This window comes from Paenibacillus ginsengarvi, assembly GCF_003626695.1.
GTDB classification, from domain to species: domain Bacteria; phylum Bacillota; class Bacilli; order Paenibacillales; family NBRC-103111; genus Paenibacillus_AB; species Paenibacillus_AB ginsengarvi.
Genome location: NZ_RBAH01000044.1, coordinates 12367 through 35971, shown reverse-complemented (window position 1 = coordinate 35971; position 23605 = coordinate 12367). Strand labels below are relative to the sequence as shown.

20 protein-coding genes and 1 pseudogene are annotated in these 23605 nt (G+C 52.1%); 2 read left to right on the top strand and 19 right to left on the bottom strand.

Annotation, left to right across the window (positions count from 1 at the left end):
• Window positions 1-12: 12 nt before the first annotated feature.
• The 5 genes and pseudogenes from D7M11_RS34250 to D7M11_RS34230 all read right to left on the bottom strand — a co-directional run bounded on the left by D7M11_RS34250 (window position 13) and on the right by D7M11_RS34230 (window position 4552).
• A pseudogene (locus tag D7M11_RS34250) lies at window positions 13-455 on the bottom strand (HEAT repeat domain-containing protein).
• A gap of 512 nt (window positions 456-967) precedes the next feature.
• A complete protein-coding gene (locus D7M11_RS36640) occupies window positions 968-1132 on the bottom strand; it encodes a hypothetical protein (protein ID WP_158606990.1) in 165 nt (54 codons plus the stop codon).
• A gap of 576 nt (window positions 1133-1708) precedes the next feature.
• Window positions 1709-3196 carry a sulfatase family protein gene (locus D7M11_RS34240; protein ID WP_205127156.1) on the bottom strand — a complete coding sequence of 496 codons (1488 nt, stop codon included), beginning with the start codon at window positions 3194-3196 and terminating at the stop codon, window positions 1709-1711.
• A gap of 55 nt (window positions 3197-3251) precedes the next feature.
• Window positions 3252-4064, bottom strand: coding sequence for an extracellular solute-binding protein (locus D7M11_RS34235; RefSeq protein ID WP_120751767.1), 813 nt, complete (start codon window positions 4062-4064; stop codon window positions 3252-3254).
• A complete protein-coding gene (locus D7M11_RS34230; RefSeq protein ID WP_120751766.1) occupies window positions 4004-4552 on the bottom strand; it encodes a hypothetical protein in 549 nt (182 codons plus the stop codon). Before D7M11_RS34230 ends, D7M11_RS34235 begins: the two co-directional genes overlap by 61 nt.
• Before the next feature lie 172 nt (window positions 4553-4724).
• On the opposite strand from D7M11_RS34230, the gene D7M11_RS34225 reads away from it, so the two are divergent.
• The gene (locus D7M11_RS34225; protein WP_158606989.1) at window positions 4725-5630 is read left to right on the top strand and encodes an AraC family transcriptional regulator; all 906 of its coding nucleotides are present in this window, start codon (window positions 4725-4727) and stop codon (window positions 5628-5630) included.
• A 647-nt stretch (window positions 5631-6277) separates the two neighbouring features.
• Here the strand turns inward: D7M11_RS34225 and D7M11_RS34220 are convergent.
• The 14 genes from D7M11_RS34220 to D7M11_RS34165 form a co-directional block, all read right to left on the bottom strand.
• Window positions 6278-6652, bottom strand: a complete 375-nt coding sequence (locus tag D7M11_RS34220) for an FAD-binding protein (RefSeq protein WP_120751764.1) — start codon at window positions 6650-6652, stop codon at window positions 6278-6280.
• 164 nt (window positions 6653-6816) lie between these two features.
• Complete coding sequence (locus D7M11_RS34215; protein WP_120751763.1) at window positions 6817-7800, bottom strand: NAD(P)-dependent alcohol dehydrogenase; 984 nt, start codon at window positions 7798-7800, stop codon at window positions 6817-6819.
• Window positions 7801-7807: 7 nt separating this feature from the next.
• Window positions 7808-8506, bottom strand: coding sequence for a DUF2306 domain-containing protein (locus D7M11_RS34210; RefSeq protein WP_120751762.1), 699 nt, complete (start codon window positions 8504-8506; stop codon window positions 7808-7810).
• Window position 8507: 1 nt separating this feature from the next.
• Window positions 8508-9209 carry a hypothetical protein gene (locus D7M11_RS34205; protein WP_240041430.1) on the bottom strand — a complete coding sequence of 234 codons (702 nt, stop codon included), beginning with the start codon at window positions 9207-9209 and terminating at the stop codon, window positions 8508-8510.
• The gene (locus D7M11_RS34200) at window positions 9206-9523 is read right to left on the bottom strand and encodes a hypothetical protein (RefSeq protein WP_205127155.1); all 318 of its coding nucleotides are present in this window, start codon (window positions 9521-9523) and stop codon (window positions 9206-9208) included. The genes D7M11_RS34205 and D7M11_RS34200 overlap by 4 nt, the downstream gene beginning before the upstream one ends.
• Before the next feature lie 271 nt (window positions 9524-9794).
• On the bottom strand, window positions 9795-12590 hold the full coding sequence (locus tag D7M11_RS34195) for a winged helix-turn-helix domain-containing protein (protein WP_205127154.1): 2796 nt from the start codon (window positions 12588-12590) through the stop codon (window positions 9795-9797).
• 262 nt (window positions 12591-12852) lie between these two features.
• The gene (locus D7M11_RS34190; protein WP_120751761.1) at window positions 12853-13290 is read right to left on the bottom strand and encodes a vitamin K epoxide reductase family protein; all 438 of its coding nucleotides are present in this window, start codon (window positions 13288-13290) and stop codon (window positions 12853-12855) included.
• A complete protein-coding gene (locus D7M11_RS34185; RefSeq protein WP_120751760.1) occupies window positions 13287-13811 on the bottom strand; it encodes a TlpA family protein disulfide reductase in 525 nt (174 codons plus the stop codon). Before D7M11_RS34185 ends, D7M11_RS34190 begins: the two co-directional genes overlap by 4 nt.
• A 15-nt stretch (window positions 13812-13826) precedes the next feature.
• Entirely contained in the window at window positions 13827-15965 is a 2139-nt protein-coding gene (locus D7M11_RS34180) for a peptidase domain-containing ABC transporter (protein WP_158606988.1), read from the bottom strand.
• Entirely contained in the window at window positions 15962-19156 is a 3195-nt protein-coding gene (locus D7M11_RS34175; RefSeq protein ID WP_120751758.1) for a type 2 lanthipeptide synthetase LanM family protein, read from the bottom strand. The genes D7M11_RS34180 and D7M11_RS34175 overlap by 4 nt, the downstream gene beginning before the upstream one ends.
• A gap of 204 nt (window positions 19157-19360) precedes the next feature.
• The gene (locus tag D7M11_RS36635) at window positions 19361-19501 is read right to left on the bottom strand and encodes a hypothetical protein (protein WP_158606987.1); all 141 of its coding nucleotides are present in this window, start codon (window positions 19499-19501) and stop codon (window positions 19361-19363) included.
• Window positions 19502-19619: 118 nt separating this feature from the next.
• The gene (locus tag D7M11_RS36630) at window positions 19620-19757 is read right to left on the bottom strand and encodes a hypothetical protein (protein ID WP_158606986.1); all 138 of its coding nucleotides are present in this window, start codon (window positions 19755-19757) and stop codon (window positions 19620-19622) included.
• A 152-nt stretch (window positions 19758-19909) separates the two neighbouring features.
• Window positions 19910-20656, bottom strand: a complete 747-nt coding sequence (locus D7M11_RS34170) for an SDR family NAD(P)-dependent oxidoreductase (RefSeq protein ID WP_120751757.1) — start codon at window positions 20654-20656, stop codon at window positions 19910-19912.
• A 22-nt stretch (window positions 20657-20678) separates the two neighbouring features.
• The gene (locus D7M11_RS34165; protein WP_120751756.1) at window positions 20679-20999 is read right to left on the bottom strand and encodes an EthD family reductase; all 321 of its coding nucleotides are present in this window, start codon (window positions 20997-20999) and stop codon (window positions 20679-20681) included.
• Window positions 21000-21280: 281 nt separating this feature from the next.
• Between D7M11_RS34165 and D7M11_RS34160 the strand changes: the two genes are divergently transcribed.
• Window positions 21281-23554: a helix-turn-helix transcriptional regulator gene (locus D7M11_RS34160; protein ID WP_205127153.1), complete on the top strand. Its 2274-nt coding sequence runs from the start codon at window positions 21281-21283 to the stop codon at window positions 23552-23554.
• Window positions 23555-23605: the final 51 nt, after the last annotated feature.

The window sequence follows — 23605 nt, the reverse complement described above, 5'->3', positions numbered from 1 at the left end:
ATGGATCCTAGCCTATCTTGTCGATATCGAAGACCACTCATTTTCAAGCCAGTTATCAAAGTCAGCGCCTTTATCACCTTCGTAGGTATCATACACATCGAGTCTCATCTTTTTTATTTTCTCTTTAAACTCTTCAAAGGAATGACCTGCTGGCAAGCTTTTCTTAATTCTTACCAAGATTTTAGTCGTTCCTTTAATCAGGTCTCCTTTTTCCTTGGCGGCAGTTGAATATCTTCGCCAAATTCTTTGAGTTTATGGAAAGCAGCCTCTTGAACTTTGTACACGGCATCATTATTCATTATATGCATCAGTACATTGATGGTTTTTTTGTTTTTCCACAGACCTAACTCTTCCACTGCATCTAAACGTACTCTCCAATTAGACATGCGATTCGCAGACGTTTTTAATTGATCGTAGTTTGAAGGCAATTCATTTTTCAATTCATCGTTAACCAAATGATCCCATCCTGTCTATTTTGATTCTACAAATCACGATTTATCACCCTTACAGGTATTACACTTATCACCAGTTTAACACCTTTATTGCTAATAATACATGCACTCAAAAGTGAAAGGATGTGATAACTGTTCAAGGAAAAGGAGGGCGAACCATTCGGCTTTGTATTTGTCGTCAAAATCCAAGAGCGTATCATCAATCCCACGGATACGCTCACGTATCAAATAATTACTTTCAAAAGAGTCTCAAGAAGCCTGTCGTCTTTAGGAAGGAGGAAAACACCAGGCCAATTTTACCATTATTTGTGATACGGTTCACCTTAACGGGTCTATCGGCGAATAAAGTAGGGGAACCACTCTCGTGGCTCCCCCCTTATCGAACCGTACGTGCCCTGCTAAGGCATACGTCTAACGAAAGGAAGCGGGATGCCGAGCAGCGGCACGATTCCGAACGACATTAGGGCTTTATCGCTGTAGCGAAATTGATTCTGAAGCGTTAAAAAAAGCCCGCCTTATTGGCGAGCTTTGGTAACAGGACGACTCTGCTTCAATTGAGCAAGCGCCTCAGTGACTCTCTTATCACGTTCTGGACTTGGGCCTGGCATTGTTTGCATAACATAATGACCATCAGCATAACGACGAGCAGCTTCATCAAGACTCATAGGCGGATTCTTCATGATCATCACCTCTTAGGATAAGTATAACATAACCAGATGTTCGTGTTCGGCAACAGCCTCACTAATAATCATTAAGCCGCCGCCAAAATGTGTAGCAAAGTGCGGCAGACGGCATCCGGGTCCGTGGAAGAAAACATAGTGCGCCGGCCATTTGCCAAGTTTACCCGCGCTGCTACGCCGCCGTCGCCGGCAACATTGTGCAGCTTGCTTTCCCGGTTTCAGGCGGATCCCCCAGCCGCCCCAGGTAGATACCACAACTAAGGCGGTTTCTGACAAAACCACATGGTACAAGGGCTCATGCCGTTTTATAGACACATGTACAAAAATAAAACTTTTGTGAGAAGTAGTGGGTTAAAGTGATAAAAGGCGACAGCCGTGCAAACATACAGCAGGAATGGGATAAAGTTCTTTTCAATGAAATTTGACAAGAACTTTATCCCATAACGCAAAAAGCCGCGATCTACGCGGCCATTATTGAGATAATGTTCTTGTCACCCGACAGCTGAAGCAGCCCTTTTCGTTCCCATTGATCGGTAATACTGATTTTAACCATCATATTCCCGTGGCTCGGCTATTTCATGGAATCGTCGAACCCGGTTTGATAAGCGGCTTGAACATACCGTCCACGGCATTGCCGCGATCGTACGGCTGCATTTGCCCAACCCCCATAACCGGGGCGTAAACCCCGTCGCGCTCAGGAACGACAAAACGTCGGAACCATTCGGACATTTCGGAACGCAGGGCGGTAATCACCTCCTTGTATAACGAATCGCCGATACGGTTCACGGTTTCGCCGGGATCGTTGCGCAGATCATACAGCTCGTGTGGTCCATACGGATATCGGTGAACGTACTTCCAATCTTTCGAACGAATCATTCGAACAGGTCCGTATTCGTCGAAGACGACGACTTTGCGCTGCGCACCGTCCCCTTCTCCTTTTAACAACAGTGCGAAGCTTTGCCCCGGTAAACCTTCCTCGACCGGAAGCGCCAAGCCCGCATATTCCAATAGAGTCGGAAACAGATCATATTGACTGAGCATATCATCGCTTACCCTGCCGGAAGGGATTATGCCGGGATGACTAAAGATAGCCGGAACTTTGACGGACGTGTCGTACATATTAAGCGGGAACGTGCCGTTGCCTTTGCCCCAAATGCCGTGATGCCCCATATTCATCCCGTTATCGCCCAAGTAAACGACAAGCGTATTATCGCGCAAACCGAGTTGCGTGAGCTTCCCGATCAACTCGCCGATTCCCGCATCCATCGCCGTTATAGAGGCATAATAACCCCTCAACAGCTCTTTACGCTGCTCGCCCTGCCCCGTCGGACATGTCGGCGATTGATCCGGATGCGGCGGTAATTCGGGGGTAGCGTGAAACGGGCAGTCGTCGTATAGCTTTACGTACCGTTCGGGATGCTCCGATCGTTCCCACGGCGAATGGGGAGCCGTGTAATGAACGGCCAAATAAAACGGAGCTTCCTCTGCGCTTAGTTCCTCTAAATATTGAAGCGCATGCTCTGTAATCAAATCGGTAATATAGCGGTCCGCTATTTGAACCTGACCGTTCCTGACAATGTCCGGCCTCATGTACGAGCAGCCGCCCCTCGCGATCGTAAACCATTTATCGAACCCTTTCTGCGGCATAGTGCTGTTTCCAAGATGCCATTTTCCGCTTAACGCGCAGTTGTATCCGTGGGCTGCTAGAAGCTCCGTATACGTCGTCAATCCATGCATATAATCAGCAGCACTGCCCTCATCCCGGAAAACTCCGTCTCTGGATACGTTCTCGTCTAGCTTCCCCCGGTCGATGTTACCCGAACGAATCCAGTCGTGAACGCCGTGCTGGGACGGAATTCGCCCGGTCAATATCGTTGCACGCGCAGGTGAGCATACTGGCGAGGCGCAGAAAAAGTTGGAGAACCGCGTGCCTGCTTGCGCCAACCGGTCCAGATGAGGCGTCTGGATTTCGTCGTTGCCTGCGCTGCCTAACGCCCAAGCGCCATGGTCGTCTGCGAGGATGAAGACGATATTCGGTTTTGCTCCAGATTTCATTGCATTCATGCGATCCACTCCCTGTGATTTCATGCTGAAGTACATGTTCTCTGGATGTAAACACTCATTTTGCCGTTACTGCGGCGATCGCCTGATTGGCAGTCTCTTCGGCTTCCCTTAGACCAGTGTTCGCATCTTTGCTCCCGTCCATCACGGCGTCGAACACTTTCATGATCGCCGATTTGACAATCGGGTCGTATTGGTTCTGATACGCCGAAGGCGCAGGCTTATGCTTAAAAATCGATAGCAAGTTTTTATTTTGGGATCCGGGCAAGCTCTTGCCATACTCCTGCTTCAACAGATCCGACTTGAGCGAGGACGGGCGGCCGTTTCGAACCATCTCCAACTGAGCCTTCTCGGACAAGAACGCTTCGACAACTCGAAACGCCTCTTCCTTATGTTTGCTCTGGGACGTAATGGCGACGCTGATACCGAGGGACGACCTTGCGGTCGCCGGCCGTTCGTCGAATGACGGAACCGTAACCATATCCCAGTTCAGATCGCCGCTAAAGTTGCGGATTTCGTTGTTCGCGACGTACATCGCCAGCGTTTTATCTTTCACAAAAGCAGAATTTCCCGCTTTAAACACGGCGAGTTCAGAACCGGGGACGTCGAATAGTCGCTTTGCCGTATCGAGCACTTTTTTCCAAGAATCGGTGCTTACGACGGCTTTACCCGTCTTGGCGTCCATGTAAGGCAGCGAGAGATGCGGCGCCAAAAATTGTGTTGGGTCACCATTGAATCCGATCGCCCGGTACTGAACTCCTCCATCCGTTCGGGACACCTTAACAGCCAGCTCCCGCGCTTCCTCCCAGGTCATCCCGTCTTTCGGGTATGCGACGCCGAATTTATCGAAAATGTCCTTGTTATAGTACATCGCTGAAAACCGAGCGTGTATGGAAGTGCAATTTGCTCCGGCTTGCCATACGCGTTTTTGATCATTTCGAGTCCACTCGGCTCGAATAAACCGAGGTTCATCTGAGACTGTTTGATGAGCGGCTCCATATTGTAATCCAGCTTCAGGTCAGTCAAAAGCGGAATTCTGTCCAAGCTAACCAATACGATATCGGGGACTTTCCCCGCCGTAATCTGTTTGTCCAGCGTATTGTCCTTATCCTCCATGACCCAGTTTACGGAAATGTACGGATGCTGTTTTTTGATTACTTCTTCAATCGCTTTCTGGAACGGTTCTTCAACCCAATTTAACGGACTGCTGACCGTAACCGTTCTCGGCTCCCGTTCCTTCCCGTTCGCTTCCCCTACACTTTTGCCGCCGTCGTCTGCCGGCTTGGCCGTCCCGCAACCTGCGGCTCCAAAGGCCGCCAGGAGAAGAACGGGTATTGCCCTTCGAAATCGCAAGCTCATCTTCTTCCATTCCCCCTTCGTGAACATGTGTGTTTGATTCTTGTATCGAGTCATCGTCTAGGGTGCTATAATGAGACTAACACGGTCTGCACAGTCTGGGCATGACCCGGCTGACGTTCTTTTAAACCGTTTCGACGATTATGGAGCAGACAAAACGGAGGGTACGTCCACTATGTTCGAACTGGATTCGAACGCGGAAGGTTTGAAATTTCAACTGCACATCCGGTGGGTTCGGAATATGCTTAAGCCCCGCGATTTCACGTTCGGCCCAGTTATCAACCCCTTCCCCGTCTTTTGGCTGGTGCTGGACGGCTCGCGGGAAATTGAGATCGCCGAGAAACGGTACCGGGTGGCCAAGGGCGATATCGTCGTCTTTACGCCCGGCATTCCGTATAGACTAGTGCCCGCCACTGCCGGCGGGCTATTCCATTACATGTCGCTCGGATGCGAAGCGAAGATCGGGCCGTTTGGCCTGCATGAAGTATACCCGCTTCCCGCCATTACGTCCGATATGGAACGATGCGAGTTGGAGGCGCTTGCATGCGAATGGAGACAACTGCTGGACCGATTCGAACGGTTAGGCGAATCGATTCCGATCCGAGAAGGAGTAGCGGTGTCCGATTTGCTGCCCGATCCCGCGACGTCGATTCTGCTGCTTAAATTACAGGAGGCGCTGTACGGCTGGTTCGCTAAAGTGTTAGCGCTACTGCAAAGTCATATTCCCGAGCATACACGCACGCTGGACCAACGTGTATTACGGGCCTGCGTCTATATCCGCGAGCATGTACACGAGATGATTCGCTTGGACGATTTGGCGGCGCACGTTTATTTGAGCCCGAGTCATTTCAACTATTTGTTCAGGCGGGCTCTCGGCTTGCCTCCGGCGGAATATTTACGCCATTACCGCATTCAGCATGCCAAGGAACTGCTGATCCGAACGTCACTTCCGATCGGCGAAATTTCGGCGCGCGTCGGTTACGACGGTCAAAGTCAGTTCAGTCGGGCGTTCCGTAAAGCCGAAGGAAAAGGCCCTATGGCTTATCGTCGCGAATGGCAGCTGCGGGAACCTGGCTTCTGACGCACCGATAGGGATTACTTTTATTTTCTGCATGGCTTCGGTTGCCTTTATATGACCAGCCTTCCACTCCCGGTACTTCTGGATAAAGGATTACCGATCTCCTTCCTTGGCCTTCAAATGTACGCCATCTTCCCGTGCAACTCGCCTAGGCCGGTTCTTCTGATGCTCCTGCTCTGCCTTCAACTATTTAAGACAAACAGGCGCTCTATAATGAGGGCGCAGCTTTTTAAAAAACACACGAGCCGCGCTTTGTTTCGTATTGCCATTTTAGCTGCTCCGTGCATTTTGATTTTCAGGGTAGTTCAATCAACTGGCTAGGGACGCAATTTATTAAACCCCATCCAATTTCGTTTATGGAGATCTGTGGGGAATGGGATAATGTTCTTGTCAATTTCGGGAATGGGATAAAATTCTTGTCATTGAGTTTTGACAAGAACTATATCCCATAAAAACATGAAGCCGCGATTTACGCGGCTTCTAATGAGATAATGTTCTTGTCACCCGAAACTAGTCTCAGCTTCGACACGACACCTAGCGCTCCGAGATCGACGATGGCTCCGTCCGCTTCCAGCTGTTCACCACGTGTATAAACGACCGTTTCCCCACTTGAAGTAACAATCTCAACGGAGCGTACGGCGGTAGCGAGATTACCAATCCGGTCCCCCGAACCACGTGCGCGTTGCACAACCGCCAGCGATTGTAATGTGTGGAAGGGTGGCCAAATTATGCAGCGCATATTTGTTTGCATGCAAATAACTGGCCAACTCTCCGTACCGAATGCCACCTTCCACTGTGACGGTCCCGCGGGAATGGTCAAGCTCCAATACTTGATTCATCTTCTTCAGTGAAACCAGGCTTCCCAGCGTATCGGCAATGTTGTTGAACGAGTGGCGTGAACCAAGAGCTCTGATTTTATGGCGTTTCGCCACCCATTCCTGGAGCTGCTCCATTCGCCCAGGCTCGAACAACTCCGCGGCGCCGTATCTGTAATTCCCCGCCCAATTACGTTCCTCTTGCATCATACTCTTCACTCCATTCCACGGTGTGCTTTTTAATAAAACTTGCCCTTATTTGTGATACGGTTCACCGTATCATCTATAGAGCGAAATCGAAAGGCACCCGACAGTAGGGTGCCCTTCGTAATGCCCTTCGTTAAATCTTATTTATATCGTGGAAGCTTGGCGACTTAGAAATCATCTATAATATTCTGCCGAACGCTTAAAACCACGTTGCCTTTTTTATGGCCCTGCTCCACGTAGCGGTGTGCTTCCGCTGCTTGCTCCAACGAATAACGGCGGTCAACGACCGCACGCAACGTGCCGGCCTCGATCAGTTCCTTCAAATAAGTCAAGTCTTCGGCGCTTTCCTTCATTGTTTCGCCAATCACCTTCTTGCCGCTCGTCAAGTTGATCCATAAACCTCGAACGATTAGCAATGGGCTTACTTGGACCGCTTGCAAGTAGAACCCGTCAGGTGTCAGAAGCTTGATGCAAACCTTGAATGGACTCTTCCCAACCGTATCGAAAATAATATCGTAAGCGGAACCGCCATCCGAGAACCGTTCTTTCTTATAATCGATGATACGGTCGGCACCGAGCGATCTTACCAACTCCACATTCGATGTGCTGCATACTCCGGTCACTTCCGCGCCGAAATGCTTGGCCAGCTGCACCGCATATGTCCCGACGCTGCCTGAAGCGCCATAGACGAGCACTCTGCTGCCGCGCCGGATGTTGCCCTTTCGGAGAAAATGCAAGGCCGTACAGGCGCCGACCGGAACCGCGGCCGCCTCCTCGAACGTCATGTTCACCGGCATCGGTGCGACACTTCCCGTCTCCGGCAGGCATTTGTATTCGGCATACGCACCGAAACTGGCACCACAGGCGGCATATACGGCATCTCCTGGCTTGAATCGAGTAACGCTTCTGCCCGTCGATTCGACTACACCCGCTAATTCGAATCCAAGAATCTTGATTCGTTTCGGTCTCCATAAACCGTTGAACAGCCTTGCCAGGAAAGGATCTGCCTTACGTAATCGCCAATCCCCCGCTGCGGCAGTTGCCGCATAAACCTTAATCAAGATCTCGTCGTCTTGTGTTACCGGCTTGGCGACCTCCCGCAGCTGCAAGACATCCGGTGGCCCATACCGCTCGTATACGATTGCTTTCATCCTTACCCTACCTTTCTAAGGTCCCAGTTCCGTGCGGGTGTAATGCATTTTTCCTTTTATCTTTTTGTATCTTCGAGTTGTTACGGGCGCGACCTCTGCGGATGGCCCATTCAACCACGGCGAGGTTGATGACCCAGCCCGCACCCATGAACAGCGCCTTACTTAAATCGCCCGGAGGGCCGATGATTAACGTCCCAGCCATCTCGGTCAGCACTTGCGTGCCCGCGCCTAGCCCAATCGCATAGCCGCGCGTCATCCAGGCAAAGTGCCGCGTCACGTCCCCCCGCAGGATCGCGGTAAAGCCGAGCAGGATGGACACGACCATGGACGACCCAAATAGGAGCCGCAATGAAAACAGCAACTTGCCGCCGTACGGGATGGGATAAAACAGGGTCATCCACAGCCCAGTAAGTCCTGCCAGCAGGCCGCATAGAACCAGGAGGCGCCCGACCGCGCGGTGCCAGCCCGGCTTGTGCCGCCGCAAACCGGGTGCGAACTGGAATGCGCCAAGGATGGCATACACGCTGGTGCTTAGGATATGCAGCACCACCGGCAGAGGCGCCTCAAAGAACCGTGCGTTGGCCGGCGTTATTTCCGCGCCGCCGGCTAGCGAAGCAAGTCGGAAGACTCCGGCGGCGAGCGGAATGACGCTCAGTAAGAGCAATGCGGCGACAAGCCGCCTGGCCGAGCGTTCTTTTATTCTCATATCAGGCTTTCTCACGCCGTTTTGACCAGACCGAGTACCCCAACCAAGCCAGACCCAACCCTACCGGCACCGCCAGTATCCGATCGTACGGGTGATGGATCAGCGAAGACAGCGGGAGGGGCAGAAGGGTCCCGATGGCAAGCAGACCGGCAGCCCAGCGCGACAGAATACCTGCACGGAGCGTAGCGATGCCGAACAGCAGACCGCCGAGCAGATACAAGCCCCCTGTTACCGAATAGATCGTTTCGAGGTATCCGACATTGATATCGCCGACATTGCCGCTTGGAATTCCCAACATGCCCTCGACAAAGATTGGCGATTCGGCAGCGAGCGGTGGCGAGACAAAGGCTTCGATGAATTGAAAAGCCAATGTGAGCGCATAGAAGTTGCTCATCAGGAGATAACCGGCCAAACCGAGCCAACCGGCCTTCTCCACTTGCCTAGCGTAGATCCCCGTTACGCCGAGCATGCCTAGAAAGCACATGGCGACGCCCAAGTAGTGAACAATGGCCCATCGACCGGTGTTGACTGACGAAAGAATATCGGCAGGATGGATCAACTGAACGACAATAAACAGGATCCCTGCCAGCATAGCGGCTATACCTGCGAAACGGATAAGATTCGGAGCTGTAATAGCGGCTCGCCGATTGGTTTGTATGTGCTCGCTCCCCTTTAGAACTGCGGTAGGTTGATTCGTTGTCATATGTTTGTCTCCTTTTTTTTCGAATGATTAGGATCTTTGTTCTTGTTGTCATTCGGACCATTCGCCTGATTGGGATCAAGCTGGAGGACCGAGACCAAAGGTAAGCCGAGATCGCGAACTTTCCTAAGCACGCCGTGCAATGCGGGCTGATCGACCACTTGAACAGTGAGGATGGTAGTTCCGTCGCTTTCGTGGGTGAGGCTTAGCCCCTCGAACCAATAAGTCCACCGGTCATCAAGGTAACCCTTGAGTCGAATTTCATACAGATCGGGATTGTGATATTCCTCTCTGGAACCGTGTGTTGTTTCACTCATTTTTTACCTCCTTCATGTTCCTCCCGCGGAAGCATCTCCACGTCGTTTCTTAACTATCGCCTCCGACTTCCTTGCTTCTTCACGTAGTTGGCAAACACATAACGCAAAGGAATAAATGTGTTCCTTGCATAATCAAAAATACACGTACATAGGGTGAGACCGCATCACCACATGTGGTGATTGACGTGGTGATTTTTTCAACAAAGGACTTGCTGAAAATGAAAAAAACCCCGACAATTTTGCCAGGGCGTGGGGGATGAATTATTCAAGCTCACTTTAATAGATCGAGTTCCTCAGCGCGGCGGACGGCTGCCCGACGGTTATTTACCTTAAGCTTCTCGTAAATGTTCTTGGTATGGGTCCGTAAGGTGTTCAGGGACACCCTGAGTTCGCGGGCCATATCCGGGCCGCTCAAGTCGGTTCCGAGCAGTCGAAGCACGTCGCGCTCTCGTCCGCTTAGCGGTTCGCTCAGTGGTTCGCGAATAACCGGTTTGGCAAGCATTCTGCCCTCTTCTTTCCCAAATGCCGTCAGGAGGCGCCCGACATAGTTCGGGGTTATCCCCTCTTTCGCAGCCGCTTCCAGCAGGACCTCCATTGGCCGGCCTTCGTCCGCAAAGATTCGGACGTAGTCTTCCGGCTCGGCAAGCGTTAAGGCTCGTTCCAGAAGCAAAAGCGCTGCAGGGATGTCGCCTTGCATTTGGCGAGCAATTGCCTGCAACACCAGAATTTCGATCGCGCTTCCCGTCCTTCCTCCTTCTTCGGCTGCTTGAAGGAGGCGCTCCAGGAGACCGATCGCCTCAAGTACGGTTCGATCCGCACGGTCACTTCTATATTGGGCTAGAATCACCCTTGCCAGGATGATGTGCTCGAATTCGCGCAGGTAGCAAAGATCGTCCTTGGCGGACAGGCCCTGCTCCCGTGCCCAATCGAGGGCTTCACTTAACCTCCCCTGTTTAACCCGCACCCGCGCCTTCAACGCCGCTATAGGACGTACATTTAGGAAGAAATCGTCCACGTACAGGGACTCCGCCTCGCAGAGAAGATCGTGCGCGTCGTTCAAATCCCCTTCGGCCTCTCGTATTCGAGCCATTGCGACTCGCCAGCGATACCGGTATTGCGGGAACCCAGTGTGCTCACCCTGCTCCTTGCTTCTTAACAGGTTCCGTGTGGCAGCTTCCAGATCGTCATGCTCGCTGCAGAGTTCGCTCATTCCTACGTAAATGTCTGCCGTCCCCCGCAGATCAGGCTCGCCATGATCCGCCGCAAGCTGCAATCCCCGCTCACAGATGTGCATCGCCTCGCGGAGTCGGCCTTGTGCGATCCGTATTTCGGCCAAAGCGATGGAGCCATTGATCGCGTCGGAGATAGCCCCAGCCCGCTGTACGCTGGCTATGCCACCGGCAAACATCCGACGCGCCTCCTCGAGATCCCCGTTCCTCCATAATACGAGTCCCAGGAGCGCAGTCGCCGCTCCGCGCGGAAGATGGTCATCCTCGGACACGAGGTCGAGCGCTCGCCGCGCGTAATTCATGGCGGCGGGCACATCACCGAGAACCAAGGCTAGTCCGGCCCGATACACGGTGATCAAACCCGGGAGACGGAGAAATTCCTCTTCGTCCACAACGACCATCTTGACCGGACGGCCTTGCTGTCGTTCACCCGGATCTGCCACTGTCTCCAGCCATTGCTCGGCGTCTCGCAGTCGGACCTCAACGGCATCTAATTTGCCTCCGGCCAGCAGCGCCCCTGCATACCAGACGCTGAGCACAGGTCTGCAACGGATCAGCTCGTCGGGGAGCGCCTTCAGCCATTTCAACATCGCGGCCTCTTGTCTGCTCCTGCGCAAGGCTGGTATTGCCAGCTCGATCAAGTCTGCCGCCCGCTCGAAATCATTGGCGGCCAGCGTGTGCCGGATCGCATCGTCCGCCAAGCCATGCTGCTCGAACCAGATGCTTGCGCGCTGATGTAATGCAGCCACCTGATCGGGCTGATCCGACCTTAAATGGGCAGAGAGAACCTCAGCGAAGAGGTGATGATAACGATACCATTGGCGCCTGTCATCCAGCGCGACGACAAAGAAGTTGCCTCGCTCCAGGGATTGGAGCCGCGCGATGCCATCCAACTGGCCGGTGATGGCATCACATAACGGTCCATGCAACCGGTCGAGAATGGAGGTCTGAAGCAAAAAGTTCCGGGTCGGGTCGGACTGGCGCTGAAGGACCTCTTCGACCAAATAGTCCATAATGTACCGATTGTCTCCGGCAAATTCCTGAATGAACGTAGGGATATCCTTGCACCCCTGCATCGAGAGCGCCGCCAGCTGAAGCCCAGCGATCCAGCCTTCGGTACGGGTTTCTATCGCCATAATTTCGTCGGCCGTAAGACTCAGACCCATGACCTGGTCGAGGAATGCGGCCGCTTCGCCGGGAGTAAAACGCAGGTCGGTGTCGCGCAGCTCAGTCAAGTGGCCCCGGGCGCGTAATCGGCCCAGGGGAAGCTGCGGATTTTCGCGTGTGGCGATGACAAGGTGCATTTGTGGAGGGAGATGCTCGAGTAGGAAGTTGAGAGCATCGTCGATCCATTCGGCATCAATAACATGGCAGTCGTCCAGGACGAGGACGAATTTGTATGGGAGAGCTGAGATTTCATTCAGCAAGATCGTTAGAATCGATTCGATTGATAGCGGATTCGGGGATTTGAGTGCAGTAACCGTGCCACCTCCAATATTATCCTCAATCGTCTGCAGAGCTGCGACAAGGTGAGACAGTAAGCGCGCAGAGTCGATATCCCCTTCGTCCAGCGACAACCATGCGACAGGTCGATCGCAACCAGAGACCCATTCGCTGACCAGCGTAGTTTTGCCAAAGCCGGCAGAGGCAGAGATGAGGGTCAGCTTGCGGTCCAGACCCTCGTTTAGCCGATCGATCAGGCGCGGCCTTTTGACAACTTTAGTCCGTGGCACGGGGATAAACAGTTTTGTGGCTAAAATGGTCATATTCATCGATTTATACTCACATTTAAATGAGTTCCACCCGTATATTTCAACAAAATGGATCGCCCGCCCCATCCTACTACTTCATATGATTCATTTTATCGTCAATTTTAGCTTTTCGCCACTTCAATTTACTTTAACAAAACTCCTTGTACCCTAGCACCTTCCTGCACTTATTCTGCAGACCTTTCGCCTCACTTGTGATACGGTTCACCGAGTATTACTGATGTAACAGCCAAGAAGTGCTCCAAACCACAAAACAGCTTTCACCCTCCAATGGACGGCGAAAGCTGCTCGTGTGGTCTTCGCTTCGGCAGAAGTGAAACCATTCGTTCAATCAGCGGTTGGCTTCATGCTCCGTAAATGAAAAAAATAAAGGACGTTTCAAACTTGAAACAACGGTAATGCCGATCATCAGAACATAGGAAATGACACACCATATGCAGACCGTTCTTAGCACAAACGCTTCAACTCCGGTTAAATAAGTCGAATAGCCGAAGCCTGCCCAAATATACAGTCTCAGAATTACGGGTTTTAAAGCATACTCTCCTCTTCGGGATGCGGCCATCAGCAGGATGAGGATACAATAATAGGAGATCCCCATCAAGGAAACCGGGAATGGCCCGATATAGGCATACCTGCTGTTGTTCACGACACTGCAATCGCCAATCGGACAATAAAACTGGCTGGTGATTTTCGACCAGAATAAATACAAAGAGACCAGCATCCCCGCCGCTGCCATGCTGATGATGAGGGTATTCCGCTGGCGGGTCATATCCTTTCTGCCTTTTCCATGAATGTTTTGAAGTCCCTCACCCGGTACCCGTTCATCCGCTCTATTACCCTGCCCTCTTCATCCACGGCATAGAAGACAGGCGTGATTTTCATCAGGAATTGATTCTGCATCGACTGATCGGCCGAGAGGATCGGAAACGGAAACTGCAGCTCATGCTTGACCCGACTGTATTCTTCTTTTCCTCCCACCCCCACCATTACAAGCGGAATGTCCGGATATAATTCATTCCACTTCTTGATGGTGGGATAGGAGCTTTTGCAGGATTCACAATCGATTTTGGCAATCATGGCAATGAATTTCTTTCCTTTGTATTGCTTCATATCCACCTGCCCGCCATTGACCTCTTCTCCGGAAACCAAGGGAATCATCTCCCCCTGCTTGATTCCACCTGTATCCGTAAACCATTCCGTGACCAGCGAAGCGTTATTCAGAACATATACGCCGGCTAATGGAATGAGAGCGGCGAGAACAAAAAGCAGCTTGATCACAACTTTCCGCATTTCTTTAACCTCCTCCTAGGTAGGCTGCAATTGTTTGTATAATGCAGCATAATAGCCTTCACCTGCCAGAAGCTCCTGATGGCTGCCCGCCTCCTTGATGCTCCCGCCTTCCAGCACCAGGATCAGATCGGCATTAACTATGGTGCTGTGGCGGTGCGCAATAACAATTCGTGTACACTGCAGCCGGGAAAGATTCTGCTCGATGGTTCTTTCGGTCAACGTATCCAGCGCACTTGTCGCTTCATCCAGCAGGATAATGGCGGGATTTCTGGTGAGAGCTCTGGCCAGCGCGATCCGCTGTCTCTGCCCGCCCGACAGATTCGTTCCCCCTTCGGAAATAAGCGTCTGATAGTTTAAAGGCATTTGCAAAATCTCATCATGAATGCCTGCCATTTTGGCAACCTCCACGATCTGCTTCATCATCAGCAGCGGATCATGAATGGCGATATTTTCGGCAATGGAACGGTTGAAAATAAACGTATTTTGCATGACGACGCCAATCTGACTGCGCAGCGCAGGTTTATCCAGCAGGGTCAGGTTCCGGTCATCGAAAAAAACCTCGCCCTCCGTAGGCAGATAAAGCCCCAGCAACAGCCCTGCCAATGTGCTTTTGCCGCTGCCGGATGCTCCTACGATCGCTATTTTTTGACCGGGATGAATCGTAACCGATACCTTCCGGATAACCTCGGGGCTCTCGGCATGATAACCGAAACTGACATTGCGCAGCTCCACCTTGCCCCTCAGAGCCGGCGGCTTCTGAACTTCGCTGTCATCCTGCTCGGCTTTGGATTCATGAATATCCAGAATGCGGTTCAGATAGGCGCCCATGACTATCATTTGATTCAATGTCGTGACAAGCGTCGTAAGCGGGGTAAGGAACGCTGCTGCCAGCGTGAAGAAGGCGAACAGCTCGCCAAGCGTCATTTGATAGGAAATAACCAGCTTCGTCCCGATCCACAGGAGAACGAGAGGCGCCGCGAACCGCAATCCACCGACAAGGCTTTCCACATTCGCTTCCAGAATTCCCCTCTTCCGCACGCTCGCCAGCTGCTCCTGATAAAGCTGTTCCCACCTGGCATAAGCAAGCTTCTCCATGCCGCCCGCTTTGACATCCGTAATGCCCCGGATCGTTTCCACAAACGAATTGGATGCGAGCGTCTGCTTTAAAATTTGTTCCTGTGCAAGCTGCTTGATTTTCCCCCTCGTCACAAGGAGTATGATGACTTGGATCAGGCCTGCCAGAACAACCCATCCCGTTAATGAGGGAGAGCGGTCCAGCATAAACAGCAGAAAAAGCACGACCATTCCACCGTCAAGCAGCGCGGTTACGGTTCGGGTCGATAGGATATCCCGGAGCATCATATTGCTGTTCGCCCTGACAATCAGATCCCCGGTGGAACGCAGCTGAAAAAACTTGTAAGGCAGGCTCAGCATGCGATGAAAAAAAGTGCTCATTAAATTCCAGTCCAGATGATTTTGCAGGGTGACAAGCGTCCTGCTGCGCAGAAGCAGAAAAGCAACATGAATGACGGACAGGCTGGCAAAGCCGATCCCGATCGCAGTCAGAATTCCGGTTTCCCGGGGGACAATCACCTCATCGATCAGAAACCGGATGGAAATGGGTGCGACAAGCGCAAGCATCTGGATCCACAAGGACCAGACGATGATTTTGGTCACGATCGGGGTATGCTCTCTGAGGAGCTTCATGTAATCGATCCACAGCGGTCTTTTTTTGCGGTTAGCCAGCTTCTCCGTCGGACGAAGCACCAGAAGCACACCGCTGTATTTTTCCTTGAACTCCGTTAGCGGAACGCTGCGCCTGCCGATTGCCGGATCCACAATAATGGCTCTGCTGCCCGTCAGTCGTTCCAGCACGACGAAATGATTGTTCTCCCAGTGGAGAATGCACGGTTCGGCAAGCTTGGACCGTTCATCCACTCCGGTCCTTTGACCATAAGCTTCAAGACCATAACCGCGGGCAATATTGCGCAGGGAAAGAAGATTTACCCCGTCCCTTCCCGCACCGCCCTTCTCGCGCAGCTCAAGCAGGGGAACATAACAATAATAATAATCCAGAATCATCGCCAGGCAGCAGATCCCACATTCCGAATGCTCCATCTGTTCAATGAACGGGACTCGTCTCCGTTTTCTCATCTTCTGACACTTCCTGTAGCAACTGACGCTTCGGCCTGCTGCAGGGCGAGAATGGAAGGCAGTTCGGGATTGGACAGACGCAGCAGCGCGTAGCCGATTCCCGCAAGTCCCACCATGAACCCGGGCGCGTCGGCCTGAGCTGGAACATCGCATTGCCATCCGTGCTTGCGTGCATAATCAAGAGACTGCGATGCCCGATGATAGACCTGTTCATAGAGGCTCGCATCATTCATGGCTTTCGCACAGACGAGCAGGACATCGAGATTCCCCATATCCCCATGACAGAGGCAGTTGCTTGTTCCCCGCCAACGTTTTAATGTGGTCTGAAGGGCAATCTGGATCTCATCATGGAACTGTGCATCGCGGCAATAGGGATTCACCAGGAGCCGGCTCAACAGAACTCCCGGTGCCCCGTGGCACCAATAGACGGGATTCGCCGCCAAAGGCTCATCGGCACGCAGATCCCTCCAGTTTCCTTCCGGCTTGTCAAATAAGCTGCGTTCGTAGCGGATTGCTCCTGCTGCTGCATCCATGTAACGCTCATCCCCTGTCGCTGCGGCAAGCTGCGCCAAAGCAGCGGCATAACCGGACGCGCCATGCGAGAATCCGGCAAGCATCCGATGGTTCGTCAGACTTGTTCTCCACCCGATTCCGGTTGCTGCTGCAACTTGATGTGTCAGCAGATGGTCGGCGCACTTCCTGGCGACAGCCAGGGCCTCCGGCTCGCCGGTTCGTTCATGCAATCGCAGGCACCCAAGCAGGATGCCGGCACTGCCCGACATCAAATCAAGCTTTTTGTCTTCCTCGATAAGCCGGTCGAAGCGAGGTAATAGTTGAACAGCCGTTTCCAGCAGGGATGGATCCCCCATGAGAGGCGCCAGATGCGAGAAAGCATACAGGTAGGAAGCCAGGCCGTAAAATACGGAGCCGCCCGCTACTGCGCCGGGGAATCTCAGAAATTCCAAACTTGTCTGAACCGCCCCTTCTGCCAATGTACGATAGTGAAACGCGCCTGTTTCCTGTGCCATATAAGCGTAAAAAAGAGCCATACCAAGCGTCCCGTTGTAGATACCCGAATCCATAGGCGCGTAACGCAGCATGCCGGATGAATCTCTGCCCGTTCCAATCCAGGTTACGGAATCACGATGGCCTCCCCAAATTGACGAAGCCGCCAGCCGGTCGGCAATTTCTATGGCTCCCGCTTTAAATGAATCGCGGCGGCATACGGCAATCTCATCCGAAGCTGCTGGACTATGAAAAGAAGGATTCTCCCAGCTTCTTAACAAGGTAAGCATGGAGGAGCGGATGATAGCGACCTGCCTCTTCCTGTCCTCTTCCCCCAGCCGCCTGATCCTATCCATGGAAACCGACAAGCCGTCATTGGGGAAAAAGCCGCTGATTCTATTGCCTCTACTGTCCCATACATCCCGCGAATTCACGGTAGATGAAAAATAAGGAATATCATGCTCCAGCAAATCGGCACATTCGGAATGGACTGCTGCGGCTAAGACAGGTACCGTTTCCACGATCCTCCACATAAAATCAAATAATTCGACTCTCGCCAGGCCGTTGGCCAAATGACCCGGTTGGAGCGAAGCCTGCAGCATTTGCCCATACACATCCGTGTTGCGCAGCAAAACTCTTACCGGGCAGAACGCAAAATTGGCTATGGGTCCGTCGGGTGAACCCATACTTTCCTGATGAGCGGTTAACAGATAGTACATATGGTTAAAACCAGCGATTATATCCCCGGTGTACGCTTCTGCTTTGGCTTCGGTTCCCTCCAGAATGGGGCGGTTATTCCCGGTTTGAAAATTCGCATTTTCGACCCTAACCAGCCGCATCTCATCGGTTCCCGGATTCTGGTACTGTATGGTCGCCGTCTTGAACAGCTGGCCGGAATAAGCTCCGATCCCGCTTGTCTCCAGTCCCTCAAAAGAGCCGAAACGCAAGCGGTAGGAAGGAAGAAGGCCGGTTCTCAATACGGATTCCACCATCCAATCCGATGCTTTCTGCACCGCTGTATCCGAATTGACGCTGCTTTCTAGCGAAGCGCTGTATCGGTGAAATAAAAGTTCCAGATCCACGAGATAAGGAAATTCACCCGAGGCAATGACATTTTCATGATGAAAATCCGCTCCCTGCAGCAGATACAATAATGCTAAATATTGACCATGACGCTGGTAGAAACGGTTGATTTGATCGTCTGTGCTGCATGGCTGGTGATGAATATATTCCGACCATCCATAATCATGTTTATTTACCACTTTCATCACTGGCAGCCGAGGCTGCGCTCCATGCCGATTCACCCATTGCAGTAGCTCCTGGAATTTCTTATCGAGGTCCAGCGATCTTGGTTTGTACAGCAAACGGGAGCCGGAAGCGAAATGCAGGATAGTGACGCTTTTTCCCCCTTGATGCGTATCTCCGGATCGTTTGCACCCGACAATCCATGAGAAATCCTTCTGCCAGAGCCGTTCGAGCTCCTCTTTATCCTTCTGGAAACGTTCCAGCAATTCAATAATATGCGCCGTATGTTTCTCGGTCAGCTCGGTCAGCAGCCGCCCTAACACAGGGTATTTATGAAGGATGACAAGAATATCGGGATAAGCGCTTAAGCGATGTGCAACAAAATATTGAAAACGCTCCTCGGGCGACTTTCCCTTCAGCTCATGGGCTTGTTTGGCAAGATGCAGCTCCGCAATGAGGGTTCTGTCCGCAACCCGCGTGAGGGTCTGGCTGAGCGACGAGACTACATCCTCCAACAATGCGCTGCGGTTGACCGGAACGGATTGACCCTGCATTTCCCATTGCTGAAACCGGTCGAGCAGCGTCCGTCTCATCCATAAGAGGAATGGCTGTATAAAAGAAGAGAACGGAAGGATGGGCAAGCTTGCCGCCTCATCGTCCTGTACCTCTTTCCCATTCAAAATGGCCTGAAGGGTTGCAGCCCATTTGGGCTGCTGCTTGAGCGTAAAATACTTTGTATGATCAAGAATGGCGGCAAATTCCGCTTCATTCAGATTCTCTTTATTCAATCGGAGCGTGAACAGATCGTCCGACACAAGCCCTGTACGCTTGCGCCACCGCTCTGTATTCTCGGAGGCAGCTGCTATTCCCTCATTTGTATCCTGGATCTCCCGTTCATGCAGATAAGCGGCATTTATGATATTGCAATCTTTAATCATCATGCCAATTCTCCCTTTAATGACCAATTTGAAAAGACAGACAGGGGTTTCCCCCTGCCTTCTTTACGTTTTAATATTGTTAGAAGGACCACGCGCAATCTCCAGTAAAATCAGTTCCGCATTGTTTAGTCATGCTGCAGTCCTGGCATCTCATTCCGCCTGCGATTTCGGCTAATTCCTCATCAGACAGATGATCGATTACATTCGTCAGTTGTTCCACGCGCAATCTCCAGTAAAATCAGTTCCGCATTGTTTAGTCATGCTGCAGTCCTGACATCTCATTCCGCCTGCGATTTCGGCCAATTCCTCATCAGACAGATGATCGATTACATTCGTCAGTTGTTCCACTTGTATCACCCCCTTTCATGCGTACCTCCTCATTACCAGGGAAGCTCGCCATTTTCGTCAAAAAAACGTCCCCGCTACCCATCTTCCGGCAAAGTCGCCAGACGGCTAACTAATCCAATTAACCATGACAAACGGCATTGCCGGTAAAATCAGATCCGCATTGAGTCATGCTGCAGTCCTGACATCTCATTCCGCCTGCGATTTCGGCTAATTCCTCATCAGACAGATGATCGATTACATTCGTCAGTTGTTCCACTTGTATCACCCCCTTTCGTGCGTACCTCCTCATTACCAGGGAAGTACGTAACCATGTAAGTTAGCACTGCCGGGTTTGATTTACATGAAATAAAATACCATTTATTACTTTGATTGGATATTATACCTTCGTATAATAATCGTATTAGCCTGTTACAAAGGATCCAGATTTTCCACGACCTGCCCCTGTGGGAAGCTGTCTCCCTGCAGCAATTCCACCAGCTTTTTCGCTGTATCCATTGGATTCATCAGCATCCCTTTATCCCTGGCCTGCAAGAATATGTCGGCGCTCGAAAAACCTTCTTTCTGCTGGTTTCTCAGCTCTTCCTGCATCCGGGTCTCAATCATGCCGGGCCAGACGGATGCGATACGGACGGGGTCCTCCTGTTTCTGCTGCTCCAGACCCGCGCATTTGGAGAACACATCCAGCCCGGCCTTGGTTGTGCTGTAGCAGCTCATATCCGGAAGCAAAATATTGGCCGATGCGGAAGAGATATTCAGAATCCGTTTGTCGCCTTTGTACGGCTTGGTAAGTCTTGCGAAAAGGGAAGTCATTATCATCGGCGCAATTAAATTTACCTTGACATGATTTGCAATCTCTTGCGGTTCGCACAAGGAAATTTCTCGAAGCGGGAGCAGCGCCGCCGCATTGTTCACCAGATGGATACTTCCCGCTTCAGCGATTGAAATGTGCCCGAAGATCCGCTCCATCAGCGGCTCCAGTTTTTCACTGTCGGTCAGATCGGCTTCGAAGCCGTGATAATGTTTCGGATACTCCTCGTCAAGCGAAGGATGGAATGTCCTTGCTATCCCCAGCACGCATTGACCTTGTTCCAGCAGCAGCCGGGCCATGGATTCCCCGATTCCACGCGATGTTCCTGTAATAATCGTATAATGCATTAACTTTCATCCTCCTGAATTTCTATGGGCAAGAATCAACGACAACGACAAGCGGCGGCTTGGGCAGAAAAGCAAACAGATGAACGGCATCTGCCAGTACGTTCTGCCATTCCGGGCTCGCCAACGCCTGCTGCAGCAATTCGACACTTTCAAATTCAAGCTCTGCAATCTTGTAAGGGATTCCGTAAAACTCAGGCAGTTGCCCGATCTGTACCACCTGATGGACGGACGTTTTGCTTACATAAGGCACATGCCGGCTGAGCGGCAGATGGGTGTTCATGTAATACTCCTCAAAGCCATCCCGATCCGTAGGTTCTTCAAATAAGATGACAAGCTTAGCCATCCATGATTGCCTCCTTCATTCTTGTTGTTTGTTGCTTTAAGGTCCTTTGTTAAAAATGCCTCCCGCAGCGCAGCCGATCCGACCTGAACTGGTCATCTGCCTTGTTCTCTATTCACTTTGTTGTCGCTTTCTATAAATTACCATCGGATACGGTTTCCCGGTATTATACGATCGTATAAATAATTCCCGGATTTCCTTACCGGTTGTGTATGGCAAATGCAAATAAATCGGCAAAACAGAAAGGGAAACCCCCGCTGTTGCTTGCCGGTATACATTTACTTTTGGCGCAGCCGCATGATATGATCGAGGCGATAAGTCCGACATCGCCTCAGGAGTTGGTCGCAATGAAGCTCGCTTTTGTCCGAACATCCGCCCGCTATTTGGAAAGCGTTTACTTCAGGCGGTTGTTCCTGTCCTATACGTTGATCGCCCTGCTGATTTCCGCGGTATGCGTCTTTCTCATGCTCGAGCGGACCGGAAGAGCCGCGGCCGAGGAGAAGGCGCAATACAGCAACAGCCGTTTGACCGCGTTAAAGGAGCAGTTGGAGCATACGTATCCGGGCGTCTATAAAAACGCCTTCTTCGGCAAGCTGCTGTCTGCCGTCGATACGTCTCAGCGCGACCCGTTTTCCGTGTTTTACGAGGAATACGGACAAAGCATGTATCAAATTTATCATCTGGCGAACTATCTCAAAGAAATTGTGGCCGATCATCCGGAAGCCGAAAATGTAACCTTTTATTTCAAAAACACGGATTTCATGGTCGACAAGCACGCCTTCTTCCCGTTAGGCGACCGAACTCCCGGAGCCGAGTTGATTCGTTTGCTGAAATCCGACAATTCATGGACGAACCGTTGGATACTGCGGGACGTCGATTACGGACTCGGCGTTCGCGATCGTTTGATGACCTATGTCATATCATTCCCCGAGCGGGCTGCGGGCAAAGATATTCAAGGATACCTGCTGATCGATATTCGCGCCGACCTGTTCCACACCGTCATGGACCGGTTTCTCGCAGACTCGCGGGAAAAACTGTTTATGTATTCCATCCCGGACGGCTATATGGCAGGATCGAGCAATGCGTTTGCCGAGGATAGGTCCGAGGTGCAAGCCGGCTGGAATCGGCGAATGAATGGCGACGTACACTTTCTTTCCTTACAGCGGGAAGGGGAACAATGGGCGTATGCGGCGATGGTTCCGCCCGACATTTCCGCGCCCGCCTCCACCAACATGAGGAGCACCATCGTATGGATCGGTTTGGGGACAATCGCAATCGGCATCGTACTCGCCTACTTCCTCGCTTTCAAATCATACAAGCCGGTTCAGCATTTGATCCAGCGCTTGAAGGAACGGAACGCCGGCTTGTACCCGAAGCAGCAGCGCAACGAGCTTCAGGCTTTGGACTACGTCATGACGGAATTGCATCATACGATCCAATATTTGTCCCAAAAGCTGAGTGGCAGCAAGCTGCTCGACTTGCTGCACGGACGAATGACCGAAGATGAAGCCGTCGAAGCGGTTCCCGCCGCTTCCGCATACATCGCGGTCAACGTGATATGGCGCGGCGATAAAGCGAAGGAAACGGCGGTGCTGGCGACTCACAAGCTGTCCCTCGCGCATCTAGCCGTGGAGAACCGCCCGGGCGAATGGAGCGTTCTGTATTACGCCGACGATTGCGCATCGTTGAGAGAGCAAATACTGGCAGAGCTTCATGTCGTGCTGCATGATGCGGGAGAAACAGCTTCGTTCGCCGCAGGCATGGGCGGCACGGCTCGGTCGCCCGGGGAAATCGCCAAGTCGTTCGAGCAGGCCGAAGCCGCTTTGGCCTATACGTTTCTGTTCGGCATGAATACGATTATGGATCATGACGAATTGAGCGAGCGCGACGAGATGCCGCAAATTCAATATGAGCCGCTGGAAAATGCGATGCGCGCAGGCGACCGGGCCGCCGTGGAGCGGTTCCTCGAGCAATTCGCGATAGCTGCGGGCAGCCGCTCCGTTCCTTTGGAGGCCGTCCAGTTTTGTCTCATGCAGCTTGCGATGGTCGTATCGAAAGTCGTTCTCGACGTCAACATGAAGGAACGTCTTTTCCCCGCAGCGCTGTCGACTCAATTGGTTCGGGCGGATACTTGGCACGATTCGCTCGAGGCGATACGCACATTGAGCATTCAAGTGACGGGCCATATCGAGCAGCACATCATGCGGCGATCCCAGCACGAATTGGCCTCCACCTTGACGGCGTATATTCGGGACCATCTGCATGAAGATATTTCGCTCGATCAGTTGGCCGCGCTGACAGGCTTATCGACTTCTTATTTATCCAGGCAGTTCAGGGAACGGATCGGAGTTCCTTTTATCGATTACTTGACCAATGCCCGCTTGGACAGCGCCTGCGAGCTGCTGCGCCATACCGCCCTGTCGACCAAAGATATTGCGGAGAAGGTCGGTTACAGCAACGCCCGCTATTTTTGCGCCCGCTTCAAAAGCAAGTTCGGCGTAACCCCGATGCAGTATCGCAAAATGCCTTTCGCCGAGTCGGCCTTCTCCGAGCCATAAGCCCACACCCCGATCGACGCGGAACAAGGGGCTGCCCCTTTATCGGGACAG